Genomic DNA, 13,953 nt, shown 5'->3' on the forward strand with positions numbered 1-13,953 from the left:
TTTATGAATGGGGAGGTAATTCAATCAATTGTGGAAGATGTCATTAAAGAGATGACTAAAAATTCATCAAATAATCATGCCATCCCGATTTCTATTTCAGCAAGACATTGTCATTTATGTCAAGAGGATATCGAAACGTTATTTGGACCGGGGTATGAATTAACGAAAAAATCAAATCTATCACAACCTGGACAATTTGCTGCTAACGAAACTGTCGCTTTAATTGGGCCACGTGACAGTATACATTCAGTTCGTATTCTCGGACCCGCTCGTAGTGTGTCTCAAGTGGAAGTGAGCAAAACGGATGGAATTAAACTAGGAGTGAATCCACCGTTGCGAGAATCGGGAGAAATTAAAGATTCAGCTTCTATTACGTTAGTTGGCACAAAGGGAAGTGTCTATTTAAAAGAAGGCTTGATCGTAGCGAAAGCGCATATCCATATGCACCCGGATGATGCAGAAACGCTCAAAGTAACTAATGGCGATTATGTAAAAGTGACAGTACAAAATGAGAGACCTGTAACTTTTGAAAAAGTGCTTATCCGCGTGTCTCCCAACTACATAATGGATATGCATATTGATACGGATGAAGCTAATGCGGGTGCTATTGAAAGTGGCTCGTTCGGTAAAATTCGTTATAATGAGCGGGAAAATGAATAATAAAAATATAATTGAGGACATAGTTCAAGAAGTGCTAAATCAGTTGGGGAAATCAAAGCTATTTGTAAATGATACATCATTGCCTCTTTTATATGTTCATCATGCTGACAACGAAACTGTTCAAACTTTGAACAGAGATTGGAAAGTAACTAAGAACCCAGAGGAAAGTACAGATCATGTATTGTTTTGTGATGTTTCACAAAACCTTCTCGTAAAAGGAGCGATGGGTTTAGCGGATGATCCGTGTAGTAAGTGGCTTGCTACATTTTTATTGAATGGCAAGAAAATCACGATGATTCCATCAAAGGACTTAGAGTGGTTATTGTACCCGGATGAAAAGTACACGCCGTATAAAAGCTATCTGTTTGCACATAAAGAACAGCTTGAGAGCTTCGGCGTTCAGTTTACGACATTGAACAATTTTACAATGTCTCGTAAAGGTGTAAATACCCCTATAGTTGAAAAGCTTTTAACTGAAAAAATAGTGAGAAATACTTTGAGTAAAGTTATTTTTATTGGACCTACCACTATTGTTACTCCATTGGCTCGCGATACTGCCAAGGAGCTTGAAAAAGTAATTACAGTAATTGAATAAGTATTCAAGGAAAGTGGTGAATATTTTGGGGAAAGCAATTGGTATGATTGAGACAAAAGGTTTCATAGGTTCTATCGAAGCAGCGGATACTATGTTGAAATCTGCAGACATCCGATTAGTTAAACACGAACAAATCGACGCGGGACTTGTCACTGTAGTAATTGAAGGAGATGTCGGTGCCGTAACGGCAGCTATCGAAGCAGGGGAAATCGCTGCTGCCAAAGTAGGTGAGCTTATTGCGAGTCATACAATACCAAACCTTGATGAGTCGATGTCAAAAATACTTTTATCAGAAACAGAGTTGGGGAAAAAGAAAAAACAAAAGAAGAATGCCAGAGTAGAAAGCGTGCAAAAACAAGTGGATAATTCTATAGCAGTTGATGGAGAAACTAAAAGTGGGAAAACAAAAAAGTAATATTAATCTAGGTAAAAGGGAGGTAATATTTTGGCTTTTATCCGGAAAAAAATCACGGTTATTGGTGCTGGACATACGGGATCTACAGTTGCACTTTTACTGGCACAAAAGGAATTAGGGGATATAATGCTAGTTGATATTCCCACCCTTGAGAATACTGCCAAAGGGAAATCTTTAGATATCCAACAAATTGGCCCTATTCAAAGAACGAATTCAAAAGTAGTTAGTACGTCTAATTACGAAGATATAAGGGATTCAGATTTCGTAATCATTACTGCAGGTATTGCACGTAAACCAGGTATGAGTAGGGATGAACTGGTGACAATAAACGCAAAAATAATGCAGGAAGTTTCAGAAAAAGTTGCCTATTATGCTCCTGAGAGCTATGTGTTAGTTTTAAGTAACCCAGTGGATGCAATGACTTATGTTTGCTATAAAACAACCGGATTTTCTAAGAATCGCGTAATTGGTCAATCAGGGGTATTAGATACAGCTCGTTTTAATACATTTGTTGCGATGGAACTGAATATTTCGGTAGAGGATGTGTCAGGATTTGTATTAGGTGGACATGGAGATGATATGGTACCACTAATTCAATATTCTCACGTCGGAGGTATCCCATTAGATAAAATACTTTCATCTGATCGGATTGAAAAAATTGTGGAACGCACCCGAAAAGGCGGGGGAGAAATTGTTAGCTTACTCGGTCAAGGTAGTGCATACTATGCCCCTGCCGCAGCCCTTGTACAAATGACAGAAGCTATTTTACTAGATAAAAAACGGGTTTTGCCAGCTATAGCCTATTTAGATGGTGAGTATGGTTTTAAAGATATTTATTTTGGAGTTCCTACAATTCTTGGCGGTAATGGCATTGAAAGTATTATTGAATTACCATTGGATGAAGAGGAAAAGAATGCATTGAACCGCTCTGAGAAGTCAGTTCGACAGGTTTTAGAATCGATAAATAAGCTGGATAAATAGTATGTTTTAGAAACATGAACCTCACGTGTGCTAATGTCTCACATGACTTCTAAGTTACGATCATCACACCTGAGATAATGTAGATGCTAGTAAGATAATTGAATACGGATAAAATAAATTAGTTTCTTGAGCAATCAGTCGAGGGACTTTTTTGTTGTTATTATCCCAGATTAGGACACAATGAATACAGTTTTTACTCGAGCATAAGAAAAAGAGAAATTCCATCCACTATCAAGCCGGATAGAATTTCTCTTTTATTATGGGTGTGTGATAGGAGAAAGGGGGTACTTTACTGTTAATCATTCAAATTCAAATGCATTTTGAATTCATTTTGCAATTCTTTTAATTCATCGTGATCGGGAATGTAATACCAAGTCTTCTTCATTTCTTTGCCATGTCCTTTTTTGAAAAATAGTTGCTCTATTTCTCCGAGAGCGTCTGTATAATGTTTTTGGATTTCCATCATCTCGTTAAACTCCATATTCGTGCGGACGTTGTTCTCGACTGTTTTGAAAATTTGTTGATAATTTAAGAGGCTGTTCACGGATGCTCCTTTACGCAGCATAGCTTGAGCCACTAGTTTTTGACGATCCTGACGTCCGAAGTCACCGTGGGGATCTTCATAGCGCATCCGTATATAGTTCAGCGCTTGATCACCAGTTAACGAAATAGTCCCTTTTGAAAATGAAGAGCCTAGAGAAGTGAAGACCGTTGGGTTATTAATGGTAATACCATCTACCGCATCTATAATATCTTTAAAGCTTTCCATATTGATTTGAACGACGTAGTCAATTGGGATGTCGAGGAAGTGTTCCACTGTACGTAACGACATGTCAATTCCGCCAAAAGCATAAGCATGATTGATTTTATCCCAAACTTTCTTGCCTTGAATTTCTGTGTACGTGTCACGGGGAATGCTGATCATCTTTGTGGTATTTGTCGTCGGGTTGATGGTTACTACGATAATAGTATCCGATCTGCCTTTATCTCCTTTGCGCTCATCCACACCAAGAAATAATAAGGAAATGGGTTCTTGCTCTTTAATGGAAACCGGTATCTTTCGCTTAATAGACATTACCCGATGAATGGGTTCATGTATTTGTTTCACTGTATTCGTTACTTTAAAGTACGCGGATGCGGCCAGAATAGCAATAATTAGAATAAAGACACCCAAAAATCTAAAAAGCCCATTCCGTTTGTTGTGTGTTGTCTTCTTCATATCCAATTCCTCCAGACGTATAAGAGAGTGATCGTGAATGAACTAGTTCTGTACTTCTTTGGAAGGTAAGTGATCCGTGATCGGTAAAAATAGTTTGAAAGTCGATAGAGAAGTTTATTTTCTGTTCATATTACTGGGTTATAGTGGACTTATAAACTAGAGACGGAGATGAATAGCATGAGTCCTTTATTGATCGTTGCTTCCATGGCAATGGTAGTCGCCTTAATTCTGTATAGTATTGGTGTATTCGGGGAGAAAGTCAGTGGTACAATTCGTTTTAAGCATTTGCTTTTCTTTGTAGGTGGTCTTGTGTTCGACACAATCGGTACTACTCTGATGAATCGAATTGCGTCACAAGGTGGAGGTTCGTCGATTGGCCTTCATCAAATAACAGGAGGAGCCGCTTTGGTTTTGATGGCGTTTCACTTGGTTTGGGCTGTTTGGGTTTACAATAAAGGAAACGAAAAAGCGAAGCATCAGTTCCACAAATTCAGTTTAGGTGTTTGGTCGCTTTGGGTTGTGTCGTTTGTACTTGGGATATTGTTAGGCACCGGTGTGATTTAAGAGAGAATTTTTACTTGATGGACGCTAGATGTAGGTATTATATAGTTAACTAAACCAAGCTGTTTATGACAGCTTGGTTTTTGCATGTAGTGATGGATAAGAAGTTTGATAGGTTCACTTATAAAATAACACTTTTTGTGTTGTTTTACAACATAAAACGAAAAATGTGTAGTATAATCAAAACAATAGGTTGAATAAAAAGAATATTCTTGTGATGTAAAGTATATTGAAACTTCATTATATTATGGCTGTTCTACAAGAATTCCTCGTCAAATTATCAGAAAATTTGTTATAATATGTGGATATAGAGTAAAGTAATAACGTTGTATATGGGATGAATTGTCTACAGGCAATCGATTGGCAGTAGTATAACTACTATTCGTACGATAGAGAAGACATGAAAAAGGAGATGGAATATGAAAATAGCCCTAATTTGCCCATCGAATATGCTTTTTATGCCGTACGTAGATAACTATGTAAAAATACTCAAAGAAAATGAAGTGGACTTTACTATCATCAACTGGGATCGATTACATCTAGGGCAAGAAGGCAACATCTTATCATATAAAGATAAAAAAGTAGGGCATCAAAGAGGCTATTTAAGCTACTATAGGTATTCTCGTTTTATAGTGAGGCAATTGAAACATAGTGAATTCGATAAAGTGATTGTGTTTGGAATTCAATTAACGTACTTTTTAAAAGCCTATCTACAGAAAAGGTATAAAGAGAATTATATTATGGATATTAGAGATTATAATAAGTCGTTAAAATTATTTACTATAAAAAAATCCATTGATTCTTCTTTTTTTACTACTATTTCATCTCCAGGATATAAAGAGTGGCTACCTACAAGTTCGAAATACGTTATTAATCATAATACAACCGTGAAAAACATAGGAAAATTGGAGCGACCGATTTTGAAATCAGTTGGAAGACCGCTAAATATCTCATACGTAGGCACTATTACAAACTTAGATGTCAATCTTCAATTGATCCATGAACTGCAAAATAATCCTGACTACTTTTTGAAATTTCATGGCGATGGAATGATTAATGAAGACATTGAACAATATGTAAAAGAAAAAGAGATACATAATGTATCGGTTAAAGGAAGATACCAAAAGAATGAGGAAGTATGGTTATACAAACAAGCGGATTTAGTCAATATGCTTTTGTTCAGTGATCATATCAATAATAGGACATGTTTAAGCAATAGATTATATAATGCCGTAATACACGGAAAGCCATTGCTCTCGTTAAATAATACGTATTTATCTGATGTAATTGAGCAATATAAATTAGGGCTAGTAGTAGATTCATTGGGTGAAATATCACAGAAACTCAATCAATATGTAAATAACTTTAACGAAGCAGAGTATGAAAAAGGAAGGGAAGCGTTTTTGCATACTGTTATAGAGGAAAATGCGAACTTTAAAATGAGATTGGAAGAATTAATTAGTGGAGATACAAGTAAATATAAACGGGGAGATGAGTGAAATGGAATTATACAAGAATACTATCTATGCTAATAAAATAGAAGTGTTGTCTTGGTGTATCCAATGAAAAGGGGGAAGGTAGTCAATATACTATATAGCGTGACAGTATCATCTGAAAGCACATATGATAAGTTATTTTCAAAGAGTGAGAAAAAGCCTTTACAACAAGCTATGAAGTATCACAGATTGTTATGTGAAGGTCTTTCCGCTTTGGATCATGTAAACGTTCACGTTATTTCAAAGTTGCCGATAAATAGAAGTAATTTCAAGAAGAACTATTTAAAAAGTGAATCTGAAATAAAGAATAAAGTGAATTACTACTATATATCGATTGTAAATTTACCTCTAATTAAAAACGTATTTGCATTTTTTACTGTACTTTATACTGTGATCAAACGATGTGATCGTGACACCGTCATTGTAGGGGATGTGTTAAATATTACAACATCTATGGCTAATATTATGGCTGGAAGAATTAAAGGAGTGAAAACGATAGGAATTGTAACAGATATTCCTTCACACTTAGCTTCAAGTAATAAAAATAGCCATACAGAACGGATTTCACGGTTTAAAAACTTCACTGTTAAACTGAATAATTTTATCCTGCAAAAATTTGATAGTTATATATTTTTAACAGAGCAGATGAATGAGTTGATTAATAAAGAAGGGAAGCCCTATATTGTCATGGAAGGACACATCGATAGTCAGGTAGTTAAACTACGTAATACGCTTGAAGGGAAGTATCCTGGAATAGTCTGTCAGTATGCGGGCTCTTTAAAGAAAATATATGGCATAGAAAAACTAACAAGAGCTTTCATACATGCAAATGTAGAAGGCAGTGAACTCCATATATATGGAGATGGAGATTTCGTCGATGAACTGCAACAGATTTGTGCCCAACATCCTACTATACGGTATTTTGGTGTGAAGCTTAATCAGTATATTGTGAATGAGCAACTAAAATCTACGTTACTCATTAATCCAAGACCGACCGATGAAGAGTATACCAAGTACTCCTACCCATCAAAAAATATGGAATATATGGCATCAGGAACACCTACACTCACTACAAAGCTTGCAGGCATGCCAGAGGAATATTATGACTATATTTATTTGATTGAAGATGAATCCCTAGAAGGTTTAACTAAGACATTACAACATGTATTAGGTAAATCAAAAGAAGAACTACATGAGAAAGGGTTAAAAGCGAAAGAATTCGTGCTTTTAGAAAAGAATAATATCGTTCAAGCAGAGAAGCTATTAAAGTTAATACAACAAATACAGTAAAAAGAATATATGCATTGGATATGTGCAATATAGTGCGGAAAATGCTTTTGAACAAGTCGACGTCTCTTAAACTTCAAATACTTAGTAGGTTACACCAATTGATAGTATGTATCCAATTAGACATCTGAAAAATGTATATAAAATATCTCGAGTGAGGTGATCTTTATGAAAAGGAGACTAATAATTCTGTTATCCATTGTGTTAGCACTTATTGCCGTGAGTGGCGGCTATCTCCTATATATATTTCAGTTCAAAGAATACAACGTGGCGGATCAACAGATAGATCGGATTTTAGAACATCCCTATCATACCGTATTGCCAAATGGGACAAGACTTGTTGTTGATCATACAGGTGGAACAATTAAAAAGGAATATGCCGAAAAGGAAAACACGGGTAGAAAAGAGTTTTCGTCAAATCCTAATGAAATGGATAGTAAAGAAAGTCCAATATCCATTCATAAAGCATCCATCCCTACTAAAGCCGATTCAAACTCCGAGAAATATCCTGAACGGATAACTGTTGCACAAATAAAAAATAAATATGAATCGGTCATTACGAATTTTCATAAACAAACAGATGATAAATATTATGAGTTGATTGAACATGCAAAAAATGAATACGCTACAAAAGGAAAAAATGTCAGTTATGCCTATAGGTACACTAAATATAACAGTGCAGTGGAAGCTCTTGAATTACAGAGCGATAGAATGTTTAACGAAATAATGAATTCTGTAGAAAGAAGTTTGGAATCAAATGGCTATCATAAAGCTTATTCGAATAGCTTCCAAGATGAGTATAAAGAGAAAAAGAAGGTACGCCGTGACAAAGTTCAGAGCGACGCAGTAAAACAATAAAAACGAACGGTTATCTAGTACTATTAACTTTTCTGGATAACCGTTTTGCTATTCATTGAACGAATCCAACAAATATGCCGTAAAGGAGTCATGATACATTATGGGCGAGACTATTAGTTTACAAGAATTATTTGCGACATTAAAAAAGCGGTTATGGCTTATTATAGGTACTACGCTGACAGCGATTCTGGCTGCAATAGTTATAAGCTATTTCTTTTTGACTCCTATCTATCAAGCATCTACACAAATATTAGTAAATAAGGCAGAAGCCACGACAGATTTTGACTCATCGGATATTCAAACCAACTTACAACTCATCAATACTTACACCGTCATTATTAAAAGTCCTGTCATCTTATCGCATGTTATTGAGAGTTTGGACTTGGGGATAACGCCTGCTGCTCTAAATACACAATTAACTGTGAACAGTGAGCAAAACTCTCAAGTAGTGAGTGTAACAGTACAAGATCCCGAGCCACATAAAGCAGTGGATATCGCAAATACGACAGCTGAAGTATTCCAAAAAGAAATTGTTCATCTTATGCAAGTGGACAATGTGACTATTTTATCACCTGCTATGTATGCTGATGACCCGACACCTGTAAGGCCGAATAAACGTTTAAATATCGCGATTGCTACCGTGATTGGTTTGATGGCTGGTGTAGGAATCGCATTTTTACTCGAATATTTGGATACAACTGTGAAAACAGAGCACGATGTTGAAGAATTACTGAACTTACCGCTATTAGGCTTGATTAGTCCGATATCTGATAGAGAGGTAGGAGTAGGCAGAGTAATTAAACAGAAAGGTGTTGATTCTCATGGTAAATAAAATTAGTCGAAAAAAGAAAAGACAAGCTAAGCGTTTTGTCGGTCGGAAGTTAGTGACACAGTCCAATTCAAAATCTAGTGTGTCTGAACAATTTCGAACATTACGGACTAATATAAATTTCTCTATGCCGGATCAAGAGTTGAAAACGATTCTTTTCACTTCTGCTGCACAAGGTGAAGGGAAATCCACCATTTCCGCCAATACAGCAGTTGTTTTTGCTCAAGCAGGAAAAAAGGTATTATTGATTGATGCGGATATGCGTAAACCGACGACACATTATACATTCAATCGGATGAATGCGACTGGATTATCCAATCTACTGACGCGTAATTGGGAGATCAAAGATGTCATTCAAAAAACAGATATAGAAGGTTTGGATTTAATAACGAGTGGACCCATACCACCCAATCCGGCTGAGTTACTAGGTTCGAAAACTATGGATCATGTACTGGAACAATTAACTGGCATGTATGATTTGCTATTATTTGATGCACCGCCTGTAATTAACGTGACGGATGCACAGATCTTATCGCATAGATGTGACGGTACAATTATTGTTTTACATGCGCGTAAGACGGAGAAAGACAGTGTAGTAAAAGCGAAAGAAGCACTGCTTTCCTCCCAGGCGAATATTATAGGCACTGTACTTAATAACTTTGAGAGGCAAAAAGATCACTATTATAATCAGTATTACGGAAATGTGGAGGCGGGGACATGACTAGAAAATAGTCCGCTCCCCTGCGCTCCACTCTTCTTTCTCAAAAGTTACTTTTATAAATACGTAGTTAAAAAAATGCAGGAAGGAGAAGAATGATCCTTCATGCATTTTTTTGTTTTGTCCTAGTCTGTTTTTACGTTATGTCGTTGGCTATTCATTATTCGATAGGATTACTACCTTTTACGTATAAATAGCCATGATTTGAGCAAATGTTTCTAGTTAGTATGTTGAGTAGAGTACTTGCTTATTATTTGCTAGCATCTATGTTTTAGTTCAAAAGGTTTTGTTTGGGCGTTGATTCTGAATTTACTAAGAGCTAATAGCATAGATAAGTTATAGACCGAAAGTCGAGTATAGTTGAGATGAAAGCGAGTAAAATACTAATTTGTAAGCTTTTTGTGTAGTAGTACTATCAATGAAAATAGAAAATTCTAAAAAATGTGTAGTATAACTACAATAAAAGATTGAATATACTGAACTATCTGTAGTATACTAGTTAAAACGAATGAAATACGCGCATTTTGTGTTGTTTTTATACACAAGCGGCATTTATACAACACGCTTTAAGAGATTACATAATGGATTTTCGAAAGGGGAGGTTGATGTGACCATTCGCAAGAGAATGACTATGCTCATTGTAGTAGATTCAGTGATTGTTTTGTATTCCATTTATATCGGCTATTTTATATTAACGCCATTCGTTGACGTGTTTTTTAGTAAATTGTTGTTGATTAGTGCAGTAACGATACAAATTTCTCATCACTTTTTTGCCTGGCGTTTCGGCCTATATAGGAAAGCGTGGACATATGCATCGATTGGGGAATTGCGATCTATCGTCGTGGCGGTGTCGTTATCTATATTGGTGGTCGCTGTTGTGCAATATTTACTCACTCAAAACATTTCGATACGTGCACTCGTGATTACTTGGATGCTGCATGTCTTGCTCATCGGAGGGTCAAGATTATCCTGGAGAGTAGCTGGAGGTCGAAAGATTAAAGCCCATGATGTGAAAATGGAACGAACAATCATAATAGGTGCTGGACAAGCTGGGATTATGATAGCAAGACAAATACTGAATAACCCAAGGCACGGTATGCGGCCAGTAGCATTTATAGATGATGATCCTATGAAACAAGGGTTGGAAATTTACGGTATTCGCGTTTGTGGCGGTACAGAAGACATCCAGCAATATGTAAACAGATACGAAGCGGATAAAATCGTCATTGCCATACCATCGATGGATAAACGGAAGATGGCACTATTAATGAAGAAGTGTGTGGAAACCAGTATTACTACACAAACGATTCCACTGATTGAAGACTTAATCACGGGAAAAGTATCGATTCAAGATGTGCGTGATGTGAAAATTGAAGATCTTCTTGGACGTGACGAGGTACAGCTAGACTTACAGGCGATAAAAGGCAAACTGCAAGATAAAACGATTCTTATAACAGGGGCAGGTGGTTCCATCGGTTCCGAGATTTGCCGACAAGTGGCAGAATTTAAACCGAAGAAACTGATTTTATTAGGACATGGTGAAAACTCTATCTACACCATTGATATGGAGCTCCGCCAAAAGCTTTCTAATGAAATAGAAATTGTTCCCGTCATTGCAGACGTACAGGATCGAAATCGAATATTCGATGTGGTTAGCGAACAAAAACCAGATGTCATTTACCATGCCGCGGCACATAAACATGTTCCGCTTATGGAAGACAATCCAATGGAAGCAGTGAAGAACAATATCTTCGGTACTAAAAATGTAGCAGAGGCAGCAGAACTGTTTGGCGTCTCGTACTTCGTTTTTGTATCTACTGATAAAGCAGTAAACCCGCCCAATATTATGGGAGCTACTAAACGTTTTGCAGAGATGATCATACAGAATTTAGCGAAAAATAGTCATACAAAGTTTGCAGCAGTTCGGTTTGGTAATGTACTCGGCTCGCGAGGAAGTGTAGTTCCACTTTTCAGAAGACAAATTGCGGATGGCGGACCTATTACAGTTACCGATCCAGAAATGACTAGATACTTTATGACGATTCCTGAAGCTTCTCGATTAGTCATACAGGCAGGTGTACTCGCGCAAGGAGGAGAAGTTTTCGTGCTCGATATGGGGGAACCAGTAAAAATTGTGGACTTAGCTAGAAATCTGATCAAGCTTTCTGGATACGAGGAAGACGATATCGGAATATGTTACTCGGGAATAAGGCCTGGAGAAAAGTTATATGAAGAATTAATGAATGAAAGTGAACGGCAAACCGATACAGTTTTCCCAAAAATCCACATTGGAAAAGCCACACCTATACCAGAAATGGAACAAGTCCGTGTGTTAGAGCAGTTGATGAATATGTCTGACATAGAGATAAAAGATACATTAGTTGGGTTAGCAAATCGCAAGTTTCCGGAAGTACCTACCCAAGAAGTAGAAGCGGTATAAGTCGTGATTTCTATTCATGGACTTAGGAAAAATGAACAAGAGGGGTGAATGTAATGATAGATAGCAAATTTAGAAATATCCCTTTTTCTATACCTGATATAACAGAGGCTGAGATGGATGAAGTCATGAAGATCATGAAGTCAGGGTGGATTACTACTGGATCTAAAACGAAAGAGTTGGAACAAAGAATCGCTGAATATCTCGGAGTATCTCAAACAGTGTGCTTGAATTCCGCAACTGCGGCAATGGAACTGACACTAAGAATATTAGGGATTGGGCCTGGAGACGAGGTCATCACATCAGCTTATACATACACTGCATCTGCATCTATTATTCATCATGTAGGAGCAAAAATTGTATTAGTTGATACGTCTCTCAATTCTTTTGAAATGGATTATAACCAATTAGCGGATGCCATAACAGAGAAAACAAAAGCCATTATACCTGTTGAAATTGCTGGGAAAATGTGTGATTACGACACGATTTACAAAATTATAGAAAGCAAAAAGCACTTGTTTACAGCGACTGGCAAGCTTCAATCTCAGCTTAACAGAATTGCGGTCATGAGTGATGCTGCACATGCTTTCGGAGCTGAAAGAAAGAATCAAAAATGTGGTCAAGTAGCAGATTTCACTTGTTTCTCATTTCATGCAGTAAAAAACTTCACTACTGCTGAAGGTGGAGCTGCCACGTGGCGCAATGATCGAGGATTTGACGAAGAGTGGCTTTATAAGCAATACATGCTGTACAGTCTTCACGGTCAATCGAAAGATGCCCTGTCCAAAACACAGATAGGTGGATGGGAATACGACATCGTCTATCCGGCTTATAAGTGCAATATGACAGACATTGCGGCAGGGATTGGATTAATTCAGCTTACCCGGTATGAAGACCTGCTCGATAGACGTAAGCAAATGATTGCTATATATGATCAAGCCTTGCTGCCGTTAGGAATTGATGTATTACAACATTATGGTGAAGACTACAACTCTTCAGGTCATCTATATATGGTCAGGCTACCTGGTATTAATGAGAAAGAGAGAAATCACATCATTAACCGAATGGCAGAAGCTGGAGTCGCCTGCAACGTGCACTATAAACCATTACCTATGTTAACGGCGTATAAAAACTTAGGGTTTGACATGGAGAATTATCCAAACGCCTATAAACAGTATGAAAATGAACTGACTCTACCACTTCATACTCAGCTAAGCAATACAGATATCCGTTATATAGTGAAGCAATTAGAAAATATTTTAAACGGTAGGTGATCAAATGTATAGAAATATTGTCAAAAGACTTATCGATATTGTGATCAGCCTAGTTACATTACCTTTTCTACTCCTGATTCTTTCAGTTGTCGGTATTCTAATAAAATCAGAAGATCGTGGACCTATTTTTTATAAGGCAGACAGACTAGGGAAAAATGGTGTTCCATTCCATATGTTCAAGTTCAGGACGATGAAAGTAAACGTTCCCGATATCCGTAATGAAGATGGGTCCACTTTCTGTTCGGATAGTGACCCGAGATTGACGAAAATCGGTAAGGCGCTCAGAGAAACGAGTGTGGATGAATTGCCACAGTTAGTGAATGTCTTATTCGGTCAAATGAGTCTTATTGGACCAAGACCTGATTTAGTAGAAATGTTGTCTGTGTATGAAGGAAGAGAAGTTCAAAAGTTAGACGTCGTACCGGGAATCACTGGCTACAATCAAGCGTATTTCCGTAATTCGATTTCTATGAGAAAGAGATTTGAAAACGATGTATTCTATGTCGACAATTTGAGTTTTTTATTGGATGTGAAAATCGTCTTCAAAACACTACATCTACTCATTCAGCGAAAACATGTTTATAACGAGGAGAATAGCTAAAACATTGTCTGAGAGATTTTAA

The 13,953-nt window shown here is 37.0% G+C and carries 14 protein-coding genes; 13 read left to right on the forward strand and 1 reads right to left on the reverse strand.

Annotated elements, in window-relative coordinates; all coding sequences use genetic code 11:
* The first annotated feature begins 3 nt into the window (after positions 1–3).
* From pduL to mdh, 4 genes are read left to right on the forward strand one after another with little or no spacing between them, the layout of a single operon-like run.
* On the forward strand, positions 4–660 hold the full coding sequence (gene pduL / locus CSV70_RS00985; RefSeq protein WP_099660860.1) for a phosphate propanoyltransferase: 657 nt from the start codon (positions 4–6) through the stop codon (positions 658–660).
* Positions 653–1,255 carry a hypothetical protein gene (locus tag CSV70_RS00990; RefSeq protein WP_085132818.1) on the forward strand — a complete coding sequence of 201 codons (603 nt, stop codon included), beginning with the start codon at positions 653–655 and terminating at the stop codon, positions 1,253–1,255. The genes pduL and CSV70_RS00990 overlap by 8 nt, the downstream gene beginning before the upstream one ends.
* A 16-nt stretch (positions 1,256–1,271) precedes the next feature.
* The gene (locus CSV70_RS16830; protein WP_369822329.1) at positions 1,272–1,670 is read left to right on the forward strand and encodes a BMC domain-containing protein; all 399 of its coding nucleotides are present in this window, start codon (positions 1,272–1,274) and stop codon (positions 1,668–1,670) included.
* A 30-nt stretch (positions 1,671–1,700) separates the two neighbouring features.
* The gene (mdh, locus tag CSV70_RS01000) at positions 1,701–2,651 is read left to right on the forward strand and encodes a malate dehydrogenase (protein WP_099660861.1); all 951 of its coding nucleotides are present in this window, start codon (positions 1,701–1,703) and stop codon (positions 2,649–2,651) included.
* 295 nt (positions 2,652–2,946) lie between these two features.
* Here the strand turns inward: mdh and CSV70_RS01005 are convergent, their stop codons facing one another.
* Positions 2,947–3,870, reverse strand: coding sequence for an LCP family glycopolymer transferase (locus CSV70_RS01005; protein ID WP_099660862.1), 924 nt, complete (start codon positions 3,868–3,870; stop codon positions 2,947–2,949).
* Positions 3,871–4,047: 177 nt separating this feature from the next.
* Here CSV70_RS01005 and CSV70_RS01010 point away from each other — a divergent pair, with 177 nt between their 5' ends.
* The 9 genes from CSV70_RS01010 (at position 4,048) to CSV70_RS01050 (ending at position 13,931) form a co-directional block, all read left to right on the forward strand.
* Entirely contained in the window at positions 4,048–4,434 is a 387-nt protein-coding gene (locus CSV70_RS01010; protein ID WP_085132822.1) for an HsmA family protein, read from the forward strand.
* A gap of 416 nt (positions 4,435–4,850) precedes the next feature.
* A complete protein-coding gene (locus CSV70_RS01015; protein ID WP_099660863.1) occupies positions 4,851–5,930 on the forward strand; it encodes a glycosyltransferase family protein in 1,080 nt (359 codons plus the stop codon).
* Positions 5,931–5,993: 63 nt separating this feature from the next.
* Positions 5,994–7,217, forward strand: coding sequence for a glycosyltransferase (locus tag CSV70_RS01020; RefSeq protein ID WP_143560911.1), 1,224 nt, complete (start codon positions 5,994–5,996; stop codon positions 7,215–7,217).
* 264 nt (positions 7,218–7,481) lie between these two features.
* On the forward strand, positions 7,482–8,072 hold the full coding sequence (locus CSV70_RS01025) for a hypothetical protein (RefSeq protein ID WP_143560912.1): 591 nt from the start codon (positions 7,482–7,484) through the stop codon (positions 8,070–8,072).
* A gap of 100 nt (positions 8,073–8,172) precedes the next feature.
* Entirely contained in the window at positions 8,173–8,904 is a 732-nt protein-coding gene (locus CSV70_RS01030) for a YveK family protein (protein ID WP_099660866.1), read from the forward strand.
* Positions 8,894–9,622 (forward strand): CpsD/CapB family tyrosine-protein kinase, encoded by a 729-nt coding sequence (locus tag CSV70_RS01035; RefSeq protein WP_099660867.1) that lies wholly within the window; start codon positions 8,894–8,896, stop codon positions 9,620–9,622. The genes CSV70_RS01030 and CSV70_RS01035 overlap by 11 nt, the downstream gene beginning before the upstream one ends.
* A 604-nt stretch (positions 9,623–10,226) precedes the next feature.
* The gene (locus tag CSV70_RS01040; RefSeq protein WP_099660868.1) at positions 10,227–12,059 is read left to right on the forward strand and encodes a polysaccharide biosynthesis protein; all 1,833 of its coding nucleotides are present in this window, start codon (positions 10,227–10,229) and stop codon (positions 12,057–12,059) included.
* Between the two features lie 53 nt (positions 12,060–12,112).
* Positions 12,113–13,330, forward strand: coding sequence for a DegT/DnrJ/EryC1/StrS family aminotransferase (locus CSV70_RS01045; RefSeq protein WP_085132830.1), 1,218 nt, complete (start codon positions 12,113–12,115; stop codon positions 13,328–13,330).
* 4 nt (positions 13,331–13,334) lie between these two features.
* Entirely contained in the window at positions 13,335–13,931 is a 597-nt protein-coding gene (locus tag CSV70_RS01050; RefSeq protein WP_099660869.1) for a sugar transferase, read from the forward strand.
* The last annotated feature ends 22 nt before the right edge of the window (positions 13,932–13,953 follow it).

Source organism: Sporosarcina sp. P25, from assembly GCF_002743235.1.
GTDB lineage: Bacteria > Bacillota > Bacilli > Bacillales_A > Planococcaceae > Sporosarcina > Sporosarcina ureae_B.

Bases quoted from the DNA above. Each gene is read 5' to 3' on its own strand.
- CSV70_RS01030 (WP_099660866.1), top strand. From the start codon at position 8,173: ATGGGCGAGACTATTAGTTTACAAGAATTATTTGCGACATTAAAAAAG.
- CSV70_RS01010 (WP_085132822.1), top strand. From the start codon at position 4,048: ATGAGTCCTTTATTGATCGTTGCTTCCATGGCAATGGTAGTCGCCTTA.
- CSV70_RS01015 (WP_099660863.1), top strand. From the start codon at position 4,851: ATGAAAATAGCCCTAATTTGCCCATCGAATATGCTTTTTATGCCGTAC.
- CSV70_RS01045 (WP_085132830.1), top strand. From the start codon at position 12,113: ATGATAGATAGCAAATTTAGAAATATCCCTTTTTCTATACCTGATATA.
- pduL (WP_099660860.1), top strand. From the start codon at position 4: ATGAATGGGGAGGTAATTCAATCAATTGTGGAAGATGTCATTAAAGAG.
- CSV70_RS01005 (WP_099660862.1), bottom strand. From the start codon at position 3,870: ATGAAGAAGACAACACACAACAAACGGAATGGGCTTTTTAGATTTTTG.
- CSV70_RS01035 (WP_099660867.1), top strand. From the start codon at position 8,894: ATGGTAAATAAAATTAGTCGAAAAAAGAAAAGACAAGCTAAGCGTTTT.
- CSV70_RS01050 (WP_099660869.1), top strand. From the start codon at position 13,335: ATGTATAGAAATATTGTCAAAAGACTTATCGATATTGTGATCAGCCTA.
- CSV70_RS00990 (WP_085132818.1), top strand. From the start codon at position 653: ATGAATAATAAAAATATAATTGAGGACATAGTTCAAGAAGTGCTAAAT.
- CSV70_RS01020 (WP_143560911.1), top strand. From the start codon at position 5,994: ATGAAAAGGGGGAAGGTAGTCAATATACTATATAGCGTGACAGTATCA.